This is a genomic window from Nostoc sp. (assembly GCF_036917375.1).
GTDB lineage: Bacteria > Cyanobacteriota > Cyanobacteriia > Cyanobacteriales > Nostocaceae > Nostoc.
Map to the genome: position 1 here is coordinate 94,919 of NZ_JBALDN010000042.1, position 24,594 is coordinate 119,512.

Sequence of the window (24,594 nt, forward strand, 5' to 3'; positions counted from 1 at the left end):
CCACGCAGCAACCATAAAATCTATTACAATAACTTATTTAAGCTAATAAAACATTCCGTACTTGTTGGGCGATTTGATTCCAGTCGTAGTGTGTGGTGGCATAGTGGCGACAGTCCGATCGCGAAGGTATGGGGATATTACCCAAAAGCACTTGCTCTAATTTTTCAGCAATAGCTAAGGCGTCCGTTGAAGTAGTAATTAAATCGGGTGAAAATTCTGATAAAATTTCTGGCATTCCCCCAACTGGAGTACATAAAACAGGAGTACCACAGGCTAGAGACTCAACTATTACTAATCCAAATCCTTCAAAAGATTGACTAGGCATAATAGTTAATTCAGCAGCTTGATAAGCTATAGGTAATTGCTCATCAGGCAGAAAACCTAAAAATTTAACGTTGTCAGCTAGTCCTAATTCTGTAGCCTGTTGTTGTAGTGCAGCTTGGATGTGACCACGACCTGCGATCGCTAGCCAAACATCTGGTATTCTGGGCTTAATTATAGCTAGAGCTTGCAATAATTTGTCAACTCCGGTTCGATGCACTAAGCGGCGTGATGTAAATATAATCCGGCGATTACTAGGCCAACCTAGCTTTGCACAAGCTTCCTGAGGTGATAAATTTGGTTGAAACCAATTAGTATCAACTCCACCGGGAATAATATTAATTTTGCTCCACGGTACTTGATATTGATCGTGTAAAATTTTACCAAAAGCTTTGCTCAAAACAATGAAGCGATCGCAACGATTATAAGTGTTTTGTTCTATTAGCCAATGCTTGATTAAAAGACTGAGGTTTTTATTAACTACCTCTTGCTGACTTTCCGAAGCCCAAGGGCCATGAAAGTTAAAAGTAACTGGTACTCCCTTTGGTAAAATATCTAAAATCGGAAAGCTGTATAATGCAAAGTGCAAATTAATAGCATCTGGTTTGCTGATTCTTGTTTTCTGGAAGTTCGTGCGAATTGACCATAATCTCTTCCAAATAGCACTATCGGGACTCGCCAAGTTAGTCAGCTTAATAGGCGAATTTATTTCAGTCTCTGGTAGACCAACTCCGCATAATTCAATCTGGTCTTGATTTGCCGCTAATTTATGAGTTAGTTCGTAAATATACCTTTCTAATCCTCCGGGACTTTTGGGAAACCAGCCTAATCCCAGAGTGAGAATAGATGCAGATGATGAAGTAAAGTTTTCTGGTTTATTTTCCATTAATGTATTTCCTATAAATATACTAAAATAGGCGCACATCTGTGCGCTTTTACATCTGTATCTAAACCTGAATCAATAGAATTTATAAATACACATTCCCAATAATAATTTTTGTATAGAAAATCAATTTATAAACTATTTATATATCAACGTCAACAAGGAATAAAACCTGTGTTTTTATTAACTAGATCGCACCGAGATAGCTATATATGATACCTATTAACTCAAAAATGTGAATGCTATATATAGAGAGATAAAAGCTGCTGTAAAGTAATAAATCTAGAACATTTTTGTATTAATGCTTACCATTTTGATTTAAAAATAAGTAAATATTAATACCTTAATTCGACTATATCCATTTTTGTCGCGATGCTATAGCTTAAGCTGAAACCTTTGTGGGAAGCGAGGTTTACTTGTTTAAGTTTATCGATATCTGTGATGTGGAAAAAGTATTTACCAAAAATCTAGAATTTTTACCGGATAAAGAAAACTAAGTTATTAATTTTGGATAAAGTCGAGCTTAAATAATCTTTTAAAGATATTAACTTAAAATTTCAAGAATCAGGGCAGCTATATAAAGCTTATGTAAAATAAAAAATAATTTGTTGCTTATATATCGCTCTTCAATCACTCTTTTCAACGAAAAATCCCAACCAAATTTGAAAGCAAGAGTGATTGAGGTAATAAATAATGCTAACGCTTAGTACTTGTTTCGTGTGTTGATTGATAGAGAACTAAAGCGTTTTCACGTAAAATTGCTAAAGAAATGGCCTCAGCTTCAGCTACAGTAATGTCAGAATCTGTAATTGCTTGCTCTAGCACTTCCCCTAAAACCTGGCGACCCCATTTTGCACCCAAGTAGTACAATTCTGGAATTGAGTGGGCATCAGAAGAATACATCAATTTAGTAGTGGGAGTTAATTCTAACATCTGCCTGATTGCTTCCCGCATTCCAGATACGCTTAAAAAGGGTATTGCCAAACCGAAATCTAGATAAACTTGGGGATATACAGAAGCTAAATAACCAGCCTGCTGCATATAAGGATATGAAGCGTGTAGCAATACTATTGGTACATGGCGATACTGTGGTAACTCTAGTAAATATCGCAGATTTAGGGGATTAGCCAATCGTAAATCTAAATCGGGATCGCCGTAGCCAGTATGAAATTGCACTGGTAAGCGGTATTTTGCTGCTACTAATAATGCCTGTTGTAACAGAAAATCAATTAGCGGTTTATCTGTCAGTCGCAAAGGTTGATTGTGCAGTTGTTGCTTGAGGTTGTCAAAGTGATCCGCCGCCACCTCATAAGTTACCGATTGAATATCCAAACCACTCCGATAACAGACAATACTTTTAAAAGCTACTACTCCCAGCGGTGGGGGATCGAGTTCACTGTTGAATCTGGCTAGGAAAGTAGCAAAATCAGGAGATTGCCCAATTAGCTGTTCTGCTAATAGTTCTAATCTCAGAATCCTTCGCACAGGAATAAACCTTTCATGCCACGACAGAGGTAGGATAGTTTCTGGCTGCAAACCATCATCTAAGTAAATCGCCTCTAGGTTAGCAGCCCGAAAATAAATCTGCGTTAGTTCTTCTAATCCTAGACTTTCTCGCCGTGCCAAAATTGCTGTTTCTTCAGCTTCGCAGTTCAATAAAGCAGCAATATCGCGCAAGCTACGCCGATAAAAGAAGGTATGACGGGCATGGTAGTTGATGATTTCAGGTTCGTAGCCTTCAGTAAAGGCAGCCGCATAAGGAGACTGGGCAGCTACTTCTGGTTTTAATATGTTGTGGGCGTGTTGGTCAATTAAAGGAATATCAGCCAGATTCATTTTTAGTAGGGAGTAGAGAGTGGGGTGCTAGTATTTTTCTAATAATGTTTTTACTTCTGCCGTTAATTCCCAATCTTTCATTGCTTGCCACTCTGCTTGACGCACTGCTAAGAACGCTTTGGCTAACTGGGGATTTAAAGCTGTTAATAGGATATCGTCTTGCTGGAGGTGAGCGATCGCTTGCCCCAAATTATTTGGTAATGGGTCTATTTCATTAGCGCTGCGTTCTTCAATTGATAAATATCCGGGGTCTTGATTTACTGGGTTTGGTGGCGTGAGACTGCGCTGTACACCATCAAGTCCGGCTGCGATCGCCGCTCCTAAAGCTAAGTAAGGATTAGCTGAGGCATCTACAGTTTTCAATTCAAAGTGGCTGGGACAGCCCAAAGCAGGGTTACTAGGGACTCTAACGGCTGCCTCCCGATTATCTAATCCCCAACAACGGAAAGCACCACTCCAACTATGAGGAAGAATGCGGCGGTAAGAATTAGTACTCGGTGTAGTTAGTGCCATCAGTGCCGGCAGATGGTGTAGGATACCAGCGATGAATTGTAATGCCACCTCAGAAAGACCATAGACACTCTGAGGATCGGGTAATAGATTTTTCTCCCTATGCCAAAGGCTCAGATGGATATGACAACCACTACCAGCTGCATCCGGGAAAATTTTGGGTAAAAATGAAGCGATGAGGTTGTGGCGGTGGGCGATCGCTCTGACAGTTTCTCGAAAAGCAATTTGCCAATCAGCTGCTTGTAAAGCATCCGTATAGCGCATAGAAATTTCCTGCTGACCTGGGCCTGATTCAGGATAATACTGTTCGACAGGTATACCTTGGGCAATTAGTGCATCAGCGATTTCATCAATTACTTCGCGGTGGAGATCCATTGCCTGAGTTGAAGCAAAAACTGTGGAGTCAGCCGGAATGATGCCATCAGGTGTTTGCCGTAGTAAATAAAACTCATTTTCAAAGGCTGCTCGTACTTCCCAACCAGTTGATTTAGCTGCCGCAATCATCCGCTTCAAGAAGTTTCGCGGGCATAATCCCCAAGCAGCACCATCTAGTATCATATTGCCCATGACACGAGCATGGCCAGGACTATAAGGTAAAGGCTTGAGGCTATACCAATCTGGCACTAAGCGAATTTCACCTACTGGCCCTAAATTTGTTTCTGGCACAACTGCATCATACATTACGGGAATTCCCTGCTGCCCTACAGAAATACCTACTCCATGTTCAAAGTAGTGAGCTAACATTCCCAGATGCACAGCTTTGCCACGGATAATATTAGCATTATCGCACCAAAGAACTCGCACAAATTTAACATCAGCTTCTTCAAGATATTTTCGTATTTTTTTAAAGTTATTTTTTTCAGCCATTGTTAGTTATTTTTATTTTTACTCGATTATTTTCTCATAAAAGTTATGGCAGAGTGATATCAGATGCCGTGTCCATACATAGACCAGATCTTACCCACTTCAAAATAGTTATATTTTTTTACGGATTTTATAAACAATGATTGTATATAAATAATTAAAACCTGAAAATTATATGATAAATAAATTACTGACGCAGTTAAAAAAACTCCGTCAAAAGCTCAATCAGCACATCAAAAAATTCTCTAATACTAGATATTTTAAAAAAAATAAAACGTTAAAATTTTTACTCGGTCTAACTATTGGAGTCATTGTTACTACCCTTGGAATTACAACAGACTGGGCGAACAATGGAACAGGCCCGCTTACAAATAATACTATTGGCAGTGAAAAGCTGCGGGGAAAAAACAGTACTGAAATACCCACATTTACTGACAAAATATCACCAATAAGTAATACTATTGGCATTGAAAATCTGCGGGTACAAAACAATACTGAAACACCCGCGCTTAACTACAAAACATCGTGGATAGGTAACACTATTGGCAGTGGAAATCTGCGTGTACAAAACAATATTGAGGCCATGTATGTTGCTCCTGATGGCACAGTTTATACCAACAGCCATTGGGATGAGGCGGCAATGGAGGCAGGAATATATAAAGATGGTAAGGTTATTGCTGCCCTTGGGGATACTCACGGCTGGAGTCGTGGCGGTGGCAAAGCTGTAACCGCAAATAGTAAATATGTTTACATTGCCATGACTCAAGGTTCGAGGGGCGATACAAAAGAAGATTATCCACCAGAAGGAACAACTTGGTATAGCGTTAGACGCTATGACTTATCAGGAAAACCTGCGCCGTTTCCGAATGGACGTGGTTGGGATAAAAGTATGTTGATTACCAGTACTAAAAGTGAAGTGACTGGATTAGCAACTGTGGAAAACGAGTTGTATGTGAGTGATTCTGCGGCTAACCGGATTCGTGTTTATGATACTGATACAATGAAGGAACTCCGCAGCTTTGCCGTTACTAATCCGGGAGCAATAACTATCGATCCACAAAAAAATTTGTGGATTATTCAAAGTAAAAATGGGAGTAAGCCTGCTAAGATTCTCCATTATTCCCAAATTGGAAAGCAATTGCCCCAACAGATTGCAGATATTGTTGAACCAACAGCGATCGCTATTAATCATCAAGGTAAGCTGTTAGTAGCAGAAAATGGCCCGCGTCAGCAAATGTTGACTTATGACATCAAAGATCGGCCAGTACAGGTGAGTAGTTTTGGTTCTAAAGGCGGTATCTATGCAGGAGTTGCTGGTGAAGTTCGAGATTTGAAACTTTACGGACTTACCGGAGTCGGTACAGATGCTTCCGGCAATATCTATATAAATAGTAATGGTTTCAACAAATCAGGAACAGATTTGCGGAAATTTTCGCCATCGGGAAAACTAATGTGGCGATCGCTGGGATTGATCTTCGTCGATAATGCAGATGCCGATCCTAAAACTGATGGTGTAGATTTATTTACCAAACAAGAACACTATCTGATGGATTACAGTAAGGCTGCTGGTAAGCAGTGGACTTACAAAGCTTACACCTTAAATCCTTTCAAATATCCTCAAGATCCCCGTCTGCATACATCGCCAGATGGAACCTTTGTTCGCCGCATCCAAGGGAAGCCGTTTTTGTTCCTCACAGATATGTATAACAGCTTTCTGCAAATCTATCGTTTCAATCCCGCCACAGATGGTAAAGTTGCCATCCCCGCCGGGATGTTTGTTGGTACTAATAGCGCAGATAAACCATTTATCACCGGAAATTGGCCACCGCATCAACCAGAAAAAGGGGAATGGATCTGGCGCGATCGCAACGGTAATGGCAAATTTGAAAAGAACGAATACGATCGCAGCAAAGATTATCCTTATCTCGGCGGTTGGTGGGTAGACAGCAAAGGAGATGTTTGGAAAGCTTTGCGAACAGAAGATGGCATTCGACATTATCCTTTACAGGGAATAGATCCTAAAGGTAATCCCATCTACAGCTATAGTTCGATGGAAAAGCAAACTACTCCCAAAATATTTAACGACTTGCGGCGGATCGAATATTTCCCTGAAACAGATAGTATGTATTTGTCAGGTTTTACGGGAGATCGCCCTGCATTTAGTGACGATGCTGGAGTTGCTGGATCTGAGATTGCCCGTTTTGACAATTGGAGTAAAGGAAATCGTACTCCTAAATGGCGGATTGTAATTCCCTACGACAGCACCGGGAAGCGTGAAGTGTCTACAGCAGCAATCAGTGTGACTGAAGACTATGTATTTGCCGTGACAGTAAAAACCGCAGAGGTATATGTCTACAATGCCAAGACGGGAGCGCAAGTACAAAAGTTAAAACCAGGCCCAGAAGTTGGCGGTGAAAGTGGCTGGATTGATATACCCTACGGTATTCGCGCTTTTCGGCGTTCCAATGGTGAGCATCTGGTATTTGTAGAAGAAAATTGGAAAGGAAAAGTGATTATGTATCGGCTGGCAGGATAATACCATTTTGGATTTTAGACTTCGACTACGCTCAGTCGAACGATTTTAGATTTTGGATTGTGAAACATCCATTGGATAAATGTTTCAGTTTTCCATCTGTCGCAATCATTTTTCACGCTTGGTATAAGTATTTACAGCAATTACGACATAACACAACGTGAGTTCGACGGGTTGAAAAAAGCCCAAAAAAAAGCTGAGACTAGAATTAGAACAAAAAATTAAGGGTGTCTCAGCTATGTCCACAATTGTATCTCGCCTAGATGTAACCCAGATTTTCTGCGATGTAGACGATTTTTGTTCGTCATGGGAAAGGATGTGGGAACAAGTACCACAGCTACCGTCAATGATTGGAGAGCGTCGCAGCACTTCCCGGATGCATTTATCGGAGGTGATGACAATTGCGATCGCCTTTCATGGTTCGGGCTACCGAACATTCAAAGAGTTTTATACGCTGCATGTACTGCCGGGTTGGCGTGGCGCATTCCCAAATCTGGTCAGCTACACCAGATTCATTGAATTGATGCCGTGGTGCAAGATGTGAGTTGTGTTGTTTTTTGCATACACGCACAGGTGAAGTTACAGGAATCAGTTTTATTGATTCTACGCCAATAGAAGTTTGTCATCGATGTCGTTGAGTCGGTTAATGATCATCTGAAAAACCTGTGCCAAATTGAACATTCTAGGCATCGAAGTGTTTTCAACTTTTTGGTCAACTTGATAGCTGGTTTAGCTGCTTACACTTATTTGCCTCAAAAACCCTCACTTGATATTTATCCCAAAGACTTACCTGCCCTTCCTCCTGCCGTTTTTTAGTTCATCGAACTCACGTTAACACAGCTTTCAATACTGCTCGGTTGAGAATTTTAAACTGGAATTTGGTTTTGGGAAAAAGAGAAAGGGGGAAGAGGTAAAGCTATGGAATTTTCCCTTCCCCTTTAACCTTTAACCTTTCCCCAGTTTAATATTGCTATATGTACAAAAATATGCGATTAAATGTATCGCAGATTTAGTGTAAATTATTTTGTCATTTCCTATTTAGCCTTCACCCGCGCCTGCTTCACCATTGCAATCAAAGTTTGATGAGCATCTTCCGCGTCTACTAAAACACGATCGAATTGAATGCGAACTGGTACAGCTTCCCCATTTACTTGCGCTGTTAAATCCATACCCTGTGCATCAATTGACAGCATTTCGGCTGCGTTCGCATCTGTGACACCACCAAAAGCTTTAGCATAAATAACTACAGCATCAGCATGATCGTCATTCATGTGCTTGCAGATGCGCGAACTAATTTCAGCAGAAAAACCATTAGACATTGTGAACTTAAAAGTGATGAATATAGCAAGAGCCTAAATTCTCAGCTAAGTAGTTTAAATTAGCAGAAAAAGCTAGTCTTACGCCATCGTTATTATAAGTTATATCTGAAAAACAACTGCTGTTGTATATATTTGATAAGTTAAGTTTATTACTCGTACAAAAATTAAATTAAAATAAGCATTATCCAGTATTTTTACCTTTCATTGCGGAAAGCAGACAGCGTAAACTGTAGCAGAAGTATTAGCCAAAACTATTGCAGCTAAGAGACAATGAGCGAAACTAGCCCCAGACGAATTGTAATTGGGGATGTGCATGGACACTATGAAGGTTTAATGACACTGTTGGAGGCGATCGCCCCCACGTCAGAAGATCGAGTCTATTTTCTGGGAGACTTAATCGATCGCGGCCCTCACAGCGCACAAGTAGTTAATTTTGTCAAGCAAAATAACTACTCATGTTTGTTGGGAAATCATGAGCAGATGTTACTAAGCATTCTGACAAATGAAAGGACTTCCTCCTCGACGATGCAAGCATGGCTGTTTGGTGGAGGACAAGCTACCGTGGCCAGTTACCAAGAGGCTCCAATTCCTGATGACCATCTGGATTGGTTAAAAGCTTTGCCTACATACCTTGACTTGGGAGATATTTGGTTAACTCATGCTGGTGTTGACCCTTCCAAGTCGGTGGCAGAACAAACTGCCGATGAACTGTGCTGGATACGAGAGGAATTTCACAGCATTGAAAAACCCTACTTTCCAGATAAACAAATTATCATTGGTCACACCATTACCTTTACCCTACCAGGTGTTTCTCCTGGTAAACTGGCCCAAGGAAAGGGATGGCTAGACATAGATACTGGTGCTTATCATCCCCGGAGTGGCTGGTTGACTGGACTAGATGTCACAAATCAGTTGGTTTATCAAGTCAATATCTTTAAAAACTATACTCGTACCCTGCCTTTAGAAGAGGTTGTAAGTACAGTCGATCCAGCCAAAATTAAAGTCGATCGGCGCAATCGGAATTGAGGAATATTTGAAATGAGGGGAAGTGGGGAGTGGGTGGACAAGGGGACAAGGAGGACAAGGAGGACAAGGGGACAAGGGGACAAGGGGAGAAAATAACCATGCCCAATGCCCAATTTCCTCAAGACTTCGTTAATGGTCGAATATTTGCTTTATAACTAGCATTATCTAAGCCAGATTTTCCATTACTAGGTTGAGCGTTAATTGCACGTTTGAGGGCATCAATGCGATCGCTGGTTCCGGGGTGTGTACTCAAAAATGTCGGAGTGGAACCACCCTTTTTCAGCAGCTTTTGCATAAAAGAGACCATTGCTGACTGGGCATAACCAGTACGTGTCAAAGTTCGTAGTCCCCTTTGATCGGCCTCAAATTCATTTTTACGGCTGCGTGGTAAGTCTCGCGCTATCTGTACACCAATTTGCACTGCGGAATTTCGATCTAAGCCAGCCGCCGTTAATAGACCACTTTCGAGGGCTTTTTGCTGCATCTGCTTGACTACGTGTTTCCCGCCAATATGACCAATTTCATGAGCGAGTACACTTGCCAGTTCCGCTTCATTGTCTGCGGTTTTCAGCAAACCCGTGTGGACATATACATAGCCGCCTAATGTCGCAAAGGCGTTAATAGAGTCATCCTGAACTATCTGAAAAGTATAGGGGAGATCGGGGCGATCGCTATTCGCTGCTAAACGCCGACCAACTTGCTCTACATAACGATTCACTTCGGGATTGCGGTAAAGTCGGACTTGACTGCCGACCAATTCCTGATTAATCTGCTTACCAAGATCAACTTCTTGATTAGGAGATATATTAGAAAGCTGAAATGCCTGAACTCCTTGAAGTAAAAGAGGCAAGAAATCTAAAGTTCTTCCAGGCAAGGGTGTACTCAGGCACAGACTCAGGGCGACTACCACTGAAATTAGGGGATAAAACCAGCGACGCCGCCATACACGGTAATTTGCAGCAAAACCTTTCCAATTGAACATAATACGCTTTGAAGATTATTTTGGAAGAACATAAAATGAGGGGACAAATTATGAGACGGATTTAGAATATTCTAAGTTGCATTCTTAACTCAATATCAAAGGAGTTGTTATACAGATAATCTTGACTCAAATCTACCGAACTGCGGGAGGCTAGAGATTCTCTCTAGAGATAGGCTTAAACACTAGATTTTACTTTCTAGGCGCGTGAGTATTACAGCAGAATTCAGAATTCAAGAGTCAAACACGCTTGATATATGGGTAACAGACTTAGCTTGTGTACCTCACTTTCCTTGAAATCTGCTATAACAGGTAAAATTTTCAGGGTTAGCTACTGGCTCTTCGGAAATTACGAACTCGTGATAAACTGTCGCATAACTGCAACCCCTTGAATACTTTGAGTTATTACCAAATAGGGAAAATTACTGTTTCCATCGAAAACTTTCTGGCTACAATCCATTACTTCGCTATTACCTCGGAAAACTTTTTATGGCTATTTTAGATTCAAAAGGTCGCTTGTTTGGCAAAATTAATCTCCTCGATTTAGGTGCTGCGCTGGTAATTCTGCTAGTTATCTTTGGCATCTTTGTTTTTCCTGGCACTTCTGGTTCTGTTGCCCAAGTTGGCGCGAAAACAGTACCCATAGAAGTAGACTTAGTAGTTCGTGGTTTGAATGTACGCGACCCGGAAAAATTAATCGACAATGGTTTAAAAAAAGGTGGGAAAACCAATGTGATTATCCGCAATCAGCCTTACGGACAGATTGAAATTAAATCCATTCAACAGCTACCTAGAACAGTCAATGTTTTCCAACCTGATGGCACTGTTAAAGAACTGCCAGATCCCAAGAGCAATAATTACAGTACAGATTTTCTTTTGACTTTAGATGGCAAAGCCCAAGTTACTGAAAACGGGCCAGTTTTGGGTAACAGTAAAGTTAAAATTGGGATGCCATTTGAGTTAGAAGGCTTTAACTACAATTTCAATGCAACTGTCATTGATATCAGATTGCAAGACAAATAATATTATCACTTTTGTTGATAATATTTTCTCTAGAAATCTTATTAAACATCTGTGAAAAAGAATGTAGAGACGCGTTAGGAAAGCAAGGCAAAAGCCCAGTCCAATTTTGCGTCTCTACTACTCATGTTAATTAAGCAAAGGCAAAAATTTGCGAATTAACCCGATTGTCACTGCTGGCAATTCCAACTGTGGTGTCAATCCGACATCTTCCAACTGTTGAAAAAATCGGATTGCTAAGGGATTAATTTCAGCAAGGCGGCGACCAATTGAGGGGCCTGTAAATTGCGACTTTTGTCCCCAAATAATCGCGGTGGGAGTGGCTAATTGTTGAATGTAAAGGGATAAATCAAAGCACAAATCGCCACGAACAAAGGACAGTGCTGCATACTCAGCATTAGGCTGTTGGGCGGATTCTAGATAAGCATCTACAATTTCTTGGTAGACTCGATTGGATTGAGCAAATTGCCGTTGTTCTAAAAAGCTCCGAATACCACTACTAGTAGCAATTCCAGTACTGTAAAGTAAACGATCGACAATGGGAACGCTAACTAACTGGGCAAAAAAACTCCGGGAATAGTCTTCGCCAAAGTCAGAAAGTCCGGCGGGAGTAGTAAGAATTAAAGACTTGAATAAATCAGGACGATCTGCTGCTACTCGAATTGTAAATGCTGCGGTCAAAGAAGAAGCGATCGCTGTTACTGGCCCAGTACAAGTCTGCTGGAAAAACTCCCGAATCGCGGTCAAATAATCCTCAATTTTATAATTCCGTGCTGGATGTTCAGACCTACCCCAACCGAGCAAATCTGGCGCAATGACCCGATATTCAGCCGCAAAAGCTGGATAAACTTTCGACCACTCATAAGCAGAAGACCCACCACCAAAGCCGTGCAGAAATACCAAAGTTTCGCGATCGTCTTTGGCAGTCACATCATCCTCCCAAGGCGCTCCAGCAGCAGTATAATATACCATTCTACCTAGTGAGGTATCTATAGAGCGTTGTTCAAATCCTAGTGGTTGAAACATAAGTCTTTTTTTGTTGACTGTAGTGATTCGTTGGCAAAAGTAATATAAAATACCTGGGGCGCAGGCACACAAAGAGAAGATTCGATAATCTCTCCACCTCCCCTTTCGTCACCCTAGATGTTTACCACACTCAGTGCTGAGTAAATTAACAAGCACTTAATATTTGTGTACTTAGGAAGAGCAACGTCCTTTGTAGGCAGTCTTTTAACTCAGTACTCTTCATGTGTCTAGTTCAAACTCCCCACTCATTGTTATTATCAGCGAACCAATCACTCTCAGACTTCTGGCTAGCGTCAGATTAAGTAGAGATAAAATTACTGGATTACGTGTAAAGATTTGGTGCTTTTTTTCATAAAAATAAAGTAGCTGAACGTTGAAATTACTGTTTTATAAGGGTTTTTCATGGTAGCGAGAATTGCTTCGGCGTGAATCCAGCATAAGTTTTTATGGTAGTCTATCAAAAAACCGATAAATAATTTTGAGCGTCAACACGTTAACAATAGTTAAAACGCTTATTTGAATAAGCTGTTAATTCTACTTATATATGTAGAAACAATAGCTTTTGATGTATAACTAATCTGATTTTTTATCTAGATAATAGTAAGGCGGGATGTCATGGTAAAGCAGGCTACTCTTCAATCAAATAAACTACCAACGATTGAAGACGCTAAATTTGCGCTTGACAACTTGAATATACAAAACGAAATTAAAGCTTCAGCTAGGCGGGGTCAGGTTGAGCCAATTTTTGATGCTGCCAAACTTACTGTACCTACTTGTATTTGTTTAGACTTAGAAGACTTAAAGTGTTTTGAAGCAGTAGAGCGCCAATACGAACGTTGGGGAGTCATTTTTGACAATTGTCTAGCAATACAGCCATCAAATCCAGCATTTCCAACCTATTCAGGGCTAATAGTCTTAATGGGAGCGCCCAAAAGCGGATTTTTAGAAGCTACTTTCTTGCGTCCAGTGAACTCGGTTAGCGCCTTTGTCACTAGTTCGCAACGGCTAGTGCTTTCCGCCTACGATCGCGATCGGCAACTACTCGCTCAAACTGCGCTACCAGGCTCTAATCTTGCCAATTCCGACTCGGCAATTTCCCCCAATACCTTATTATCTATAAATGTGAATAACATTCACAGCGTTACCTTTTGTACTTTTGATGGGCAATTCACCCTTGATAACTTTCGTTTTTGTCTTTAACTAAGACTTACGTACAAAATGCCCTTGCTCTGAGCGATTGAAAATGGTATGTTAATTGGCGCTGTGGGCATTTTATGGTTTGAGCCTTCATTCTTTCTTCATCCATAGTAAAACTTATACAATAGGTAATTTCATAATCAAGTAGGTAAACACTGTGGCACAGGCTTCGTCTTCTTGGCAGCAATTGATCAACCAAATCCCCAACTGGAAATGGTCGCTTCCAAAATTCAAGACAAAGGGAGCCATAAAGCAGCAAACATTTAAACGTTTCTCTGGCCCTGGGGGCTTTCTTGGTTTCCTGACAATTATCATTGCCATGTTGTTGTGGAACTGGAAACTGCTACTGGCTCTTTTGATCGGCATTGGAGTAATGGTATTGGTTTACTCAATGCAAGAGTGGGACTGGCAATTGCGCTGGTCTAAAATACGTAAGTTCTTAAATAGTTCAAATCGTCGGTTAGTTTTAGCAGTCATAAGTGGTGGTATTGCTACTGTCAGCACTTACATGGCAGCGGCAATATGGGTCGACTCTCACAGTCACTGGATTGCTGCTGGTGCGATCGCGCAAGGTGTGGGAACCCTGTTAACTTTAATTTTATTGGTATGGCAAATTGTTAACTTCTATGAAAATCGAGAAGAAGACCACCTCGATCGGTTATTGATGAATTTAACAGAAAAAGATCCATTGAAGCGGTTGATTGCTCTAGGTCAACTAAGTAAATTCATCAGCCGTAAGCGAGTTGACTCTTCAGTGCAGCAAGATATTGTCCAATGCTTGCAACTCCTACTCAGTCGAGAGGAAGAAGTTGTAGTGCGAGAGGCAGCTTTTAAGAGTTTACAAGCCTGCGATCGCCTACAAGCGCTACCCCCGAAAACAGCAGTACCTTTCGTACCCGTATCATCAAAAGTCAAACACCACGTTTATTAGTTATTTGTCCTTTGTCCTTTGCAAATGACCAATGATCGATACAACTCTTGGAAAGGCTGCACTTCTCTACGAGACGCTGCGCGAACGACTACGCTCTGTTACCACGCCAACGACTACGCGGTAGTTGAGCGCAGTCGAAACTCAGTACAAGTGACCAATGACCAATTACTAATGACAAATAACTATTTTCGAGACAACGTTCCATTACGAACTTGTACTACCGGATGATTGCACCTGCGTACCAATTGTTCATCGTGGGTGGTAACAATCACCGTAGCCCCAAAGGAATTTAACTTCTGGAGAATCTGGATTACTTGCCAGGAATTATCTGGATCGAGATTTCCAGTAGGCTCATCGGCCAACAGTAGGGGTGGTGTACCAACGATCGCACGAGCAATACTCACCCGTTGTTGTTCTCCCCCAGACAGTTGATCTGGAAAGCAATCAGCTTTACTCAGCAAACCTACTAGCTTTAAGGTTGGTTCTAAACGTCGTTGAATTTCTTTACGGGTATACCCTTGAGCTTGCAGCACAAAGGTGACATTTTCTGCTACTGTTCGTTGGGTAATTAGTTTGTAGTCTTGAAACACAATACCAATTCGTCGCCGCAATAATGACAAGCGATCGCCCCGCAAATCCGCTACATTACATTCATCAACAATTACTTCTCCCTGTGTAGGCAACTCGTGGCCATACAGCAGTTTCAAGAGCGTTGATTTACCAGAACCACTTGGCCCCGTGATAAACAGAAATTCTCCCTTTTTTACCTCAAGGTTTGCATTCAATAAGGCGTGAGCGCCGTTAGCATAAGTCTTAGTTACAGATTGCAATTGTACCTTTGTAGTATTGCTACCGTGCTGTTGAGTTTCACTGTCCTCCCCGCGAACGGAAAAGTCTTTCTTAACTTGAGTTGTTAATACTGGCATTGTTAAATTTTCCTCATACCCACAACCAAACAGTTTGCCTGCTTAAATGTGACATTCTCCCCAAAATAAGGATTCCCAGGTTTCGCTTGGGAATTTAAATTTCAACAAAGAAAATTTAAAATTTTTTCAAGACTTTAATACTAACTAAGTAAGAACACCCAGAACTCAGCATTGAGAATTCAGAACTCTTAACTAATTGCACTCAGAACTCAGCACGGGCTAAACGCCCCGCTACCGCTAACAGCACTCAGCACTCAGCACTCTTAACTAATTGCACCCCTTGCTGTCAAACGATAAACAAACGCTTTCACAGCAAACGCTGGCAAAGCCAACATCCGCCGCCAGCGCCAAGGTTCTTGATAAAGGCGATACAACCATTCCAAATTATTATTTCCTAACCAGGCGGGAGCGCGAGTTTTAGTTCCCGACCAAATATCAAAGCTGCCACCAACGCCAATCCAAATTGCTTGGGGACACAAATGGCGGTTTTCGGCAATCCATAACTCTTGGCGTGGCACTCCCAAACCAACAAAAATTACTTGTGGCTGCAATTGAGCCAGAGTTTGTCGCAATTGTGCTTCTTCTTCTGGAGAATGGTAGCCTGAGTGAGTGCCGACTATATTCAAATCTGGAATTTGCTGCTGCCAAAAATCTGCCGCATTTGCGGCCACTCCCGGCGCTCCTCCATAGAAAAATATCTTTGTCCCTGTCTTCTGTTGCCCAAGTGCTTGCAAAAGTTTTTCTGCTAATTCAATCCCTGGAAACCGCTGCACTTTTTGCCATAACAGCCATCGTAAATACAGAACAACCCCAGCTCCATCTGGAATCACCAGTTCAGCATTTTTAATCACCTGAGCTAATAATTGATTTTGCTCTGCCTGCATAGTCATTTCTGCATTGAGCGTTACGACATGAGTTCCTCTGCCTGTGTGCAGGCATTCTAACAACCAGCCTGGATAGTCAGCCATCACATGAACTGGTATTCCCAACACTGAAAATGCTTGATTGCCGTTAGACATAGCCTATTCTTAAGTAATACTCACACCAGATTTTGCATGAATGTTAAGTTTATCAAATTTTTTTATATTAGAACTTAGGCAAAAAAGATTCCCCTTTGCCCTTGAACGAGAGTAAGCATAATTAAACTAAATAGACATAAGAGTGAACAAGAATGTATATACGTAGCAAGGCTGCGTATATATAAGGGTTTTAGAGAACACATAATTAATTTCACTTCTCTGTCTATTAATCTTGGGCGCTTGTACTTGGGCTGAACCAGTCCAACTTTTATTGTTAAAGTGTAATATTCACTCAGTATAAAACGCTCAACTCGCAACTCTGGTTCCGGGAATAGAAGCCCCCACTATACTGCTTGCAGTTAGTGTGGGAGTATGTCACGAAACTCGACTTTATGGTTATAGTGTAACGGGCTGAAGTTGGCTATGAGTAAAATTCGTATCGCTCTGATTGAAGATCATGACCTAACTCGTGTGGGTATTCGTACAGCACTACAGCAAAAGGATGAAATTGAAGTTGTAGGTGAAGCTGCTAATGCTGCTGATGGTCTAAAAATGTTAAAAATGCTACAACCAGATATTGCCATTGTCGATATTGGTTTACCAGATAAAGATGGCATTGAGTTAACACGGGAGGTAAAATCTACTACTAATGGCCAGCAGCTACTTACAAAAGTCTTAATTTTGACGCTGCGGGATAACAAAGAAGCGGTGTTGGCAGCTTTTGCCGCTGGTGCAGACTCTTACTGTATGAAAGATATCAAATTTGATAATTTGCTGGAAGCAGTACGAGTAACTTACAATGGCAACGCTTGGATCGATCCAGCGATCGCTCGGATTGTATTACAACAAGCGCAACAAAATCCTCAAAAGTTGGAATCGGCTTTGGTCGATTCTAAGACTATTGCTCCTAACCCAGATTCTTTTGAGAATTTGGAAGAAATTCAACCTTACACCCTGACAGAAAGGGAATTGGAAGTGTTACAGTTGATTGTCGAAGGTTGTAGTAATGCAGTAATTGCGGAAAGACTTTACATCACAGTTGGCACTGTTAAAACTCACGTTCGCAATATTTTGAATAAGCTATGTGCCGATGACCGTACCCAAGCAGCAGTCCGCGCCTTGCGTTCTGGGTTAGTTGGATAAATTTAATTTTGGTGTGGATCAATTGAGGATAATCAAGGGAAACTCACAACTTTGAAAAGTTATATTTTCAAAGTGAATGGCTTCTCTGGTTTTCTCTTATTTATTAGGTGGGATAAACATCCTGTTATCTCGCCATTCAAATATATAAAAACAAAAGTCAAATATGGCTGAGATTGGTACGGACAAACTTAAGCTCATGGTGGTAGATGACGAGCCAGATAACCTAGATTTACTCTACCGCACTTTTAGGCGAGATTTTCAAGTATATAAAGCCAATCATGCCTTTGGTGCTCTGGAAATGTTGGATCAATTTGGCGAAATGGCGGTAATTATTTCTGACCAAAGAATGCCAGAAATGAATGGGACTGAATTTTTTAGTCGCACCGTAGAGCGCTTTCCAGACACGATTCGGATTTTGTTAACTGGTTTTACTGATGTCGAAGATTTGGTAGATGCGATTAACTCCGGTCAGGTATTCAAGTACATTACCAAACCCTGGAATCCAGAACGGCTGAGAAGCTTAGTTGAGCAAGCTACTGATACGTATCGCCTAGTTAAGAAGCGCACCCAAGAATTACGTCGGGCCCTACGGCGAGAATCTTTGTTTAATGCGGTAACAACAGCAATTCGGGAATCTTTAGACTACGATAGTATGCTGCAAAAAATTGTCGCAACTATTGGAGAAACATTTGAAGCTACCAGTTGCTTACTCAAACCAGTAGAAGGCGATCGCCTCACACAAGACGAGTTTTTCTACAGCGATCCGAAATCTGATGTATTAGATTCCTTCTTCGACTCCAGTGTTTTAATCGAAAAGGTGCTGGAAACCCGTCATTATCAACTTGCTCAAGATATCTATAACGGTAATCCTAGTCACCACCTAGTTGTGCCACTTAGCTACCATCAGCATCTGTTGGCTGTGCTAACCCTCCACCAATGGGGACGCGATCGCCCTTGGGAAGACGAAGACATCCAACTAATTGCAGGTGTTGCCGAACAAGCAGCCTTAGCTCTCTCCCAAGCAAAGCTCTACCAACGCCTCCAAGAAAAGCAACAGCAGATTCACACTGAGTTAGAGGTGGCTCGCCAAATTCAATACAATCTGCTACGCCAAAGTTTACCTGACATTAAAGGTGTAAAGGTACAAGCTTGCTGCTATCCGGCGCGTGAAGTAGGAGGCGATTTTTTTGAAGTTTTTGTCCATCCTAAAGGCGACTTGTGGTTGGCAGTGGGTGACGTTTCTGGCAAGGGCGTCCCAGCAGCTTTATTTATGGCTAGTATTATTTCAGTTTTGCGCCGAGAATTATCTCAAGAGACACCAGCAGAGCCGAATGTGGTCATGCAAAACCTTAACCACGCTCTCAGTGAAGATTTAATTAGCAATAATTATTTTGTCACTCTTGTGTTAGCTTGTTATACCCCTAGCACTAAGGAACTGGTCTACACTAATGCCGGTCATATTTATCCAATATTATGGTCGCGTTCCTCGACTTTAGCTGAAAATCCCAATTACCTGAAAGTTCGCAGCGTTCCTTTGGGGATTTTACCTAAGTGGCAGGCACAGTCTGGTCGCTTGGTTCTCGCTGCTGGAGACACATTGTTACTAGCCAGCGACGGCATTACAGAAGCAATGGTATCAAATAATCCTGATTCAACAGTAAAAACTGAGGTTGGGGTTGAGTCAGTAAACCGTTCGATGCTGAATCAAGATGGTCTTTGGCAACTCTTACAACAAGAGCAACAACCACTTTCTCTTAACCATTTACTAGCTCGCATCCAGGCAGATAATCACGTTCAAGAAGACGATCAAACTATACTTTCACTGGAGATTTTGTAAGTCATGAAAAGTGAGCTTCATGTACCAAGCGACTTGAATTTTCTGAATATTGTTGAAAACTGGTTGTTGGGATGTTTGAAAATTCAACTAGGGGAATCTGTGGATTGGTCGCGGCAATCGAGTCGTTTGAGATTGGCTTTAGTGGAAGCCTATTCTAATGCAGTCCGTCACGCCCACAAAGACCAACCGAATTTACCCATCTTACTGCGTTTAGAAGTGAAAGACCGGGATTTTGCCTTAGAAATTTGGGACTACGGCGAAGGCTTTGACATGTCTAACTACTACGCTCCCAACCCGATGGAAAAGCAAGAAGGTGGTTATGGTTGGCTGATTATGAATCGTCTCATGGATAAAGTAGATTACAAATTGCAGGTTAATGGTGCCAACTGTCTGAAGTTAGAAGCTACTTTACCCGAATTAGTCCAATAGAGAAAAAGTTACTATTTTTCAAGCCATGCTATTTATGAGGAAGAATTCAGAATTCAGGAGTCAAAATAAAGCTATGAATCCTGTGTGACTGGGTGATAAATATTGGTTTAAAACTTTGCCCTTTGTAGTTATTGGCTACTTAATTTTCACGACGTAAAGTAAGTAACTCTTTGGGGGAAGCTAAAAGTTTGATTCTAGTATAAGAAATTTGCCGTTGTTGGTTGAGGATAAATAGCCACAAGACATTGACACTACACCACGAAGTTTGTGCTTTGCCTGTTACCTGGACTTGGATATCACCATTTTCTAAAGTCTCGGCTATTCCTGTGTTCGGGTAAGCTTTGATGTTTTGACCTTCTTGTTTTAAGTAGGCTGCGATCGCATCTGTCCCGACAATATCAGATTCAAATGGCGGACGCATCACACCATCTATCGCAAATAAGGCAGCAGTTGCCTCAAATTCTCCTGCATTTAAGGTTTCAAAATAATGCAGTACGCTTGATTCTGTAATTCCCTCAATCTGGAATTCTTCTTTAAACTGCGCTGGCGATATAAATTCAGCAGAGGTCATAAAATTACCTGTATTATGGTGTCTGAATATTAATTTCAATACAAAAATAAGTAAAAAAAAAGCTGCTGTTGAGATAGATTGCTACATCTTAATAAATCTTCCTAACGATGGAAGTTTTGAACTACTATCCAGTTTAGGACAGGCTATATATCGGGCATTTAATAAATCTTAATTAAAGGTAATGACTAGATCGTATATAATTAAAGCGCCTTTATTTGGGCAAAATCCAGATAAAACAAATGAATCAGTATTCTGTAACGAGCAGCAGTCTGGTGAAAGAAAAAGCCAGCGAGTTGGGCTTTCACAAAGTTGGAATTACTGCTGTAGATCGGGTAAATGCCACAGAAGCGCAGAGGTTGCAAGCATGGATTGAACTGGGTTATCACGCTGATATGAAATGGATGGCTAATCCAAAGCGTCAGGATATCCGCTTAGTGATGCCAGAGGTGCGATCGCTAATATGTGTAGCGCTGAATTACTACACACCACATCAACGTCCTGAAAGTGAGGAATACGCCAAAATTTCCCGTTATGGTTGGGGAAGGGATTATCACAAGGTGATGCATGGAAAACTCAAGCAGCTATCTATATGGCTAAAATCACTCGATCCAGGCGTATTAGCTCTTTATTATGCAGATACTGGCCCGGTGCAAGATAAAGTGTTGGCTCAACAAGCTGGAATTGGTTGGATTGCCAAGAATGGTAATGTGATTACACGGGAATATGGCTCTTGGGTATTTTTGGGAGAAGTGTTGACCAATTTAGAATTAGAGAGCGATCGCCCACACACAGAACATTGCGGTAGCTGTACTCGTTGTCTTCAGGCTTGTCCCACAGGTGCAATTACCCAGCCTTTTGTTGTCGATGCTAATCGCTGCATTGCTTATCATACCATTGAAAATCGTGACAAGGAATTGCCAGAGGCGATCGCATCTAATTTGCAAGGCTGGGTTGCTGGTTGCGATATTTGCCAAGATGTTTGTCCTTGGAATCAACGTTTTGCCCAAACAACTGATATTGAAGAGTTTCAGCCAAATCCAGTGAATATTGCTCCCCACCTGCTAGAATTAGCCCAAATCTCAGATCGGGAGTGGGATAAACGATTTCCAGCATCTGCCTTGCGGCGGATTAAGCCAGAAATGTTACGACGCAACGCCCTAGCTAATCTTGACGCATCCAGGCAGAAGAATGACCCAGAAAGTAATTATTTTTGATTTTGATGGCACAATTGCTGATACAGTAGATGCTCTTGTAAGTATTGCTAATCGTTTAGCTGGAGACTTTGGTTATAAACAAATAAGCCCAGAACAATTAGCCTTTCTCAAGAACTTAACATCTAGGGAAATCATTAAGTACTCAGGAGTTTCTCTATTTAAGATTCCTTTTCTAGTTAAACAAGTTAAAGGGGAATTAAAAAACAAAATACCAGAATTAAAGCCCATTCTGGGTATTAAGGAAGCATTGACAGAACTCCAAAATCAAGGATATAAACTGGGTATTATCACTTCTAATTCTAAAGAGAATGTTACGCAATTCCTCACAATCAATGATTTAAATCATTTATTTGATTTTATCTACTCAGGAATTACAATTTTTGGCAAAACAACTATTATAAATAATGTCTTGAGGCAAAAGCAACTCAAACCTCAAGAAGTTATTTATGTTGGAGATGAAACCAGAGATATAGAAGCATCCAAAAAAGCAAATATCCAAGTGATTGCAGTCACTTGGGGCTTTAACTCACCGGAAGTACTAGCCAAGCAAAATCCAGATTATTTAATTCAGCAACCTAGCGAACTATTAGAAGTGATGAACAGTCGTTAATTAATAAATAGTCAAAAGCGGATGAACAATCGATCGAAACAGGAGAGTGGGCAATGTCTACTAATACCGAGAACCTTAATTTTCACATTGGTGACATTGCCCATCTGACAAAATAGCAAGATATCAGGGAAAATTAATTTTTCCGTTCGCCCTTTTCTAAAGCTTTTTCTACTAAATCATCACTGACATTAGTACCACCCTGAGTCTGAGAATTCCCAACTTCTTTTGCTGACTCGATAAAATCGTCAGGATTGCCAGTTGACTGTGTTTGAGGTTTTGTTTCTTGTGGCTTAGAGGTTTTTTGATTAGGTGCAGTAGCTGCTTCGGCTGCTGCTCCACCTTTACCTGTGCGATCGACTTCACTCACACTGAATTTTTGTGCAGCTGCATAATCAGCATCAAAATTCACCGTTGGCGCTTTTTCTTCACCACTAGCTATGCTTTCGGCAGCTAATTGTGCATCCTGGGTGGAAGCTTCATTATTTAAATCGGGCTTTACTTCTTGCTCGGGCATAATTAAGACCTTTAGCTAAATTTTTTATTGCTTACTTGAGCAATCATAGCAAAGCAATTGGTTGTATTCTTGCTTCCTATAGAGAGACTTTTACCTCTATTAAAAGGTAGATTAAAGCTACAATTTCCAATAAATTTAACTCTTTCTATCGATAGTAGAATCTGATTGTCGAACTCTGGTAACAATTAGTTTGGCCTATTAAATTATTTTGGAGACAAACAATAATGACTGCAAGTTACGACAAAACTATTTCTCAGGCTCAGAGCAATGAAACTCAAAAATTAGTGGATGCGTTTAACGCCTTAGATACCGATTCCAAATTAGCCTGGTTCTATCTTGTTTATAAAAAAATGGGTGACTCTGTGACTCCAGCCGCTCCAGCTGCTGCTGAACCAGAACTATCACCAATTCTATCAGAAGACTATTTTAAATTGTCAGATGAGGAGCAACTGGCAATTATGCGGGATATAGTCAACCGCAAAGATACAGAATATTCCCGTGCTTATGGGGCGATAAAAGAAAACAACCAGCTGTTAGTTTGGTATGCTTGGGCGGTAGCTATGGGAGATAAGGTGGTTGATTTGCCAAGCACCTACCAGCCAACTAAAGAAATTAATGATTTGCTTTCGCAAATTGAAGGATTAGAATTTGAGGAGCAAATTTCAGTGTTTCGGACAATATCTGGTGAATTGGGTTACACCGATGTTAAGCCGATTGAAACACAAGCAGAAACTGGAAAAACGTCAAGTTTGTAATCAGCCTTGGCGACTAGAAGTTGCGGCTACACAAACTAAAGTCCGCCTCCGCGGACTTTGAGAACCTACGAGACAGCCAACTGACTCAAATCGGCTGGGGTTAGGTTGGAGTGTACCACTTGACCATCACGGAACCAAACGATGCGCTGGGTTTGACGGGCGACTTCCGGTTCATGTGTCACCATGACAACTGTGATTCCACTGGCATTGAGTTCGCCAAAAATATCTAAGACTTCTTGGGTTGTGCGCGAATCAAGTGCGCCTGTGGGCTCATCGGCTAGGAGTACCACGGGACGATTGACGATCGCACGCGCGATCGCTACTCTTTGTTGTTGTCCACCAGATAGTTGAGTGGGTTTGTTGTTAAGGCGATTTGCCAAACCTACTCGCGTCAAGGCAACTGTAGCGCGATCGCTTCTTTCTTTCGGACTCACACTAGCATAAACCATTGGTAGCATCACATTTTCTAATGCTGTGAGTTGGGGTAATAAATGGAATTGTTGGAAGACAAAACCCAGCTTTTTATTACGGATGTGTGCCAAGGATTTATCATCCATTTGCGCCACATCAATATTATCTAAGTAATAATGTCCGCCTGTGGGTCGGTCTAGACAGCCGATAATATTCATGGCTGTGGATTTACCTGAACCAGACGGCCCCATAATTGAACAATATTCGCCCTCGTGGATAGTCAAATTCACATCGTTAAGTGCTTTAACTTCAGTTTCGCCACTGCCGTATATTTTAAATATATTTTCCAAACGAATGATTGTTGATTTAGGGACGGGATTAGGAACTAGAGAATCAATAATTGAAATAGTGTTTGCCATAAGGATTTAGTTATTAGGTGGTAGAGACGCAATTATAGCGATCGCTCAATTAGACTATAAAAAGCAGAGAAATTCTTCCTAGCTCTTAGAGGATGTTTGAAAAGTATTTTTGGTAACATCAAAGCCTCAGAAACCTAACCCCCCTAGCCCCATTCCCTTGTAGGGAATGGGGGTTTCAAAGCCTCTCTCCGTTTCGGGGAGAGGAATGGAAGTGGGGTTTCTGGTATACTTTACGACTTTTCAAACAACCTCTTACTGTGATAACTCTTTAAGGTGATGTCTTAGAGCAAATAAAAGCTAA

The 24,594-nt window shown here is 41.2% G+C and carries 22 protein-coding genes and 2 pseudogenes; 13 read left to right on the forward strand and 11 right to left on the reverse strand.

Annotated elements, in window-relative coordinates:
* Positions 1-37: 37 nt before the first annotated feature.
* The 3 genes from V7K45_RS10890 to V7K45_RS10900 form a co-directional block, all read right to left on the reverse strand.
* Positions 38-1,207 (reverse strand): glycosyltransferase family 4 protein, encoded by a 1,170-nt coding sequence (locus V7K45_RS10890; RefSeq protein WP_335003179.1) that lies wholly within the window; start codon positions 1,205-1,207, stop codon positions 38-40.
* Positions 1,208-1,900: 693 nt separating this feature from the next.
* Positions 1,901-3,040: an amidohydrolase family protein gene (locus V7K45_RS10895; protein ID WP_335003181.1), complete on the reverse strand. Its 1,140-nt coding sequence runs from the start codon at positions 3,038-3,040 to the stop codon at positions 1,901-1,903.
* 27 nt (positions 3,041-3,067) lie between these two features.
* Complete coding sequence (locus V7K45_RS10900; RefSeq protein WP_335003183.1) at positions 3,068-4,417, reverse strand: glutamine synthetase family protein; 1,350 nt, start codon at positions 4,415-4,417, stop codon at positions 3,068-3,070.
* A 172-nt stretch (positions 4,418-4,589) separates the two neighbouring features.
* On the opposite strand from V7K45_RS10900, the gene V7K45_RS10905 reads away from it, so the two are divergent.
* From V7K45_RS10905 to V7K45_RS32955, 3 genes and pseudogenes are all read left to right on the forward strand, one after another.
* Positions 4,590-6,950 (forward strand): hypothetical protein, encoded by a 2,361-nt coding sequence (locus V7K45_RS10905; protein WP_335003185.1) that lies wholly within the window; start codon positions 4,590-4,592, stop codon positions 6,948-6,950.
* 235 nt (positions 6,951-7,185) lie between these two features.
* Positions 7,186-7,582: pseudogene (locus tag V7K45_RS10910) on the forward strand (IS982 family transposase); the annotation flags it as partial.
* Positions 7,578-7,763 (forward strand): annotated as a pseudogene (locus V7K45_RS32955) (transposase); the annotation flags it as partial. The pseudogenes V7K45_RS10910 and V7K45_RS32955, both read left to right, overlap by 5 nt.
* A 218-nt stretch (positions 7,764-7,981) precedes the next feature.
* Here V7K45_RS32955 and V7K45_RS10920 read toward each other — a convergent pair.
* Complete coding sequence (locus V7K45_RS10920) at positions 7,982-8,266, reverse strand: DUF2470 domain-containing protein (protein WP_335003189.1); 285 nt, start codon at positions 8,264-8,266, stop codon at positions 7,982-7,984.
* Between the two features lie 270 nt (positions 8,267-8,536).
* On the opposite strand from V7K45_RS10920, the gene V7K45_RS10925 reads away from it, so the two are divergent.
* On the forward strand, positions 8,537-9,292 hold the full coding sequence (locus V7K45_RS10925; RefSeq protein WP_335003191.1) for a metallophosphoesterase family protein: 756 nt from the start codon (positions 8,537-8,539) through the stop codon (positions 9,290-9,292).
* A 118-nt stretch (positions 9,293-9,410) separates the two neighbouring features.
* Here V7K45_RS10925 and V7K45_RS10930 read toward each other — a convergent pair whose 3' ends face one another.
* Complete coding sequence (locus V7K45_RS10930; RefSeq protein ID WP_335003193.1) at positions 9,411-10,274, reverse strand: M48 family metallopeptidase; 864 nt, start codon at positions 10,272-10,274, stop codon at positions 9,411-9,413.
* A 486-nt stretch (positions 10,275-10,760) separates the two neighbouring features.
* Between V7K45_RS10930 and V7K45_RS10935 the strand changes: the two genes are divergently transcribed.
* Positions 10,761-11,294 carry a DUF4330 domain-containing protein gene (locus V7K45_RS10935; protein ID WP_335003195.1) on the forward strand — a complete coding sequence of 178 codons (534 nt, stop codon included), beginning with the start codon at positions 10,761-10,763 and terminating at the stop codon, positions 11,292-11,294.
* A gap of 126 nt (positions 11,295-11,420) precedes the next feature.
* Here V7K45_RS10935 and V7K45_RS10940 read toward each other — a convergent pair whose 3' ends face one another.
* The gene (locus V7K45_RS10940) at positions 11,421-12,317 is read right to left on the reverse strand and encodes an alpha/beta fold hydrolase (protein ID WP_335003197.1); all 897 of its coding nucleotides are present in this window, start codon (positions 12,315-12,317) and stop codon (positions 11,421-11,423) included.
* Between the two features lie 615 nt (positions 12,318-12,932).
* Here V7K45_RS10940 and V7K45_RS10945 point away from each other — a divergent pair.
* Positions 12,933-13,517 carry a hypothetical protein gene (locus V7K45_RS10945; RefSeq protein WP_335003199.1) on the forward strand — a complete coding sequence of 195 codons (585 nt, stop codon included), beginning with the start codon at positions 12,933-12,935 and terminating at the stop codon, positions 13,515-13,517.
* Between the two features lie 154 nt (positions 13,518-13,671).
* A complete protein-coding gene (locus V7K45_RS10950; protein ID WP_335003201.1) occupies positions 13,672-14,445 on the forward strand; it encodes an armadillo-type fold-containing protein in 774 nt (257 codons plus the stop codon).
* Between the two features lie 182 nt (positions 14,446-14,627).
* On the opposite strand, the gene ftsE is transcribed toward V7K45_RS10950, so the two are convergent.
* Together ftsE and V7K45_RS10960 are read right to left on the reverse strand one after the other, a co-directional pair.
* Positions 14,628-15,371, reverse strand: a complete 744-nt coding sequence (gene ftsE, locus V7K45_RS10955) for a cell division ATP-binding protein FtsE (protein ID WP_335003203.1) — start codon at positions 15,369-15,371, stop codon at positions 14,628-14,630.
* A gap of 263 nt (positions 15,372-15,634) precedes the next feature.
* On the reverse strand, positions 15,635-16,390 hold the full coding sequence (locus V7K45_RS10960) for a WecB/TagA/CpsF family glycosyltransferase (RefSeq protein WP_335003205.1): 756 nt from the start codon (positions 16,388-16,390) through the stop codon (positions 15,635-15,637).
* Between the two features lie 423 nt (positions 16,391-16,813).
* Here V7K45_RS10960 and V7K45_RS10965 point away from each other — a divergent pair, with 423 nt between their 5' ends.
* The 3 genes from V7K45_RS10965 (at position 16,814) to V7K45_RS10975 (ending at position 19,799) form a co-directional block, all read left to right on the forward strand.
* A complete protein-coding gene (locus V7K45_RS10965; RefSeq protein WP_194046450.1) occupies positions 16,814-17,533 on the forward strand; it encodes a response regulator transcription factor in 720 nt (239 codons plus the stop codon).
* Positions 17,534-17,696: 163 nt separating this feature from the next.
* Complete coding sequence (locus tag V7K45_RS10970) at positions 17,697-19,370, forward strand: SpoIIE family protein phosphatase (protein ID WP_335003209.1); 1,674 nt, start codon at positions 17,697-17,699, stop codon at positions 19,368-19,370.
* Between the two features lie 3 nt (positions 19,371-19,373).
* Positions 19,374-19,799 (forward strand): ATP-binding protein, encoded by a 426-nt coding sequence (locus V7K45_RS10975; protein ID WP_094351551.1) that lies wholly within the window; start codon positions 19,374-19,376, stop codon positions 19,797-19,799.
* 139 nt (positions 19,800-19,938) lie between these two features.
* Here V7K45_RS10975 and V7K45_RS10980 read toward each other — a convergent pair whose 3' ends face one another.
* Positions 19,939-20,370: a ketosteroid isomerase family protein gene (locus V7K45_RS10980; RefSeq protein ID WP_335003211.1), complete on the reverse strand. Its 432-nt coding sequence runs from the start codon at positions 20,368-20,370 to the stop codon at positions 19,939-19,941.
* A 239-nt stretch (positions 20,371-20,609) separates the two neighbouring features.
* Between V7K45_RS10980 and queG the strand changes: the two genes are divergently transcribed.
* Together queG and V7K45_RS10990 are read left to right on the forward strand one after the other, a co-directional pair.
* Positions 20,610-21,584, forward strand: coding sequence for a tRNA epoxyqueuosine(34) reductase QueG (queG, locus tag V7K45_RS10985; protein WP_335003213.1), 975 nt, complete (start codon positions 20,610-20,612; stop codon positions 21,582-21,584).
* Complete coding sequence (locus V7K45_RS10990; RefSeq protein WP_335003215.1) at positions 21,559-22,194, forward strand: HAD-IA family hydrolase; 636 nt, start codon at positions 21,559-21,561, stop codon at positions 22,192-22,194. The genes queG and V7K45_RS10990 overlap by 26 nt, the downstream gene beginning before the upstream one ends.
* 133 nt (positions 22,195-22,327) lie before the next feature.
* On the opposite strand, the gene V7K45_RS10995 is transcribed toward V7K45_RS10990, so the two are convergent.
* Positions 22,328-22,708 carry a hypothetical protein gene (locus V7K45_RS10995; RefSeq protein ID WP_335003217.1) on the reverse strand — a complete coding sequence of 127 codons (381 nt, stop codon included), beginning with the start codon at positions 22,706-22,708 and terminating at the stop codon, positions 22,328-22,330.
* A gap of 224 nt (positions 22,709-22,932) precedes the next feature.
* Between V7K45_RS10995 and V7K45_RS11000 the strand changes: the two genes are divergently transcribed.
* The gene (locus V7K45_RS11000; RefSeq protein WP_335003220.1) at positions 22,933-23,463 is read left to right on the forward strand and encodes an orange carotenoid protein N-terminal domain-containing protein; all 531 of its coding nucleotides are present in this window, start codon (positions 22,933-22,935) and stop codon (positions 23,461-23,463) included.
* Positions 23,464-23,528: 65 nt separating this feature from the next.
* Here V7K45_RS11000 and V7K45_RS11005 read toward each other — a convergent pair whose 3' ends face one another.
* Positions 23,529-24,293: an ABC transporter ATP-binding protein gene (locus tag V7K45_RS11005; protein WP_335003222.1), complete on the reverse strand. Its 765-nt coding sequence runs from the start codon at positions 24,291-24,293 to the stop codon at positions 23,529-23,531.
* Between the last annotated feature and the right edge of the window lie 301 nt (positions 24,294-24,594).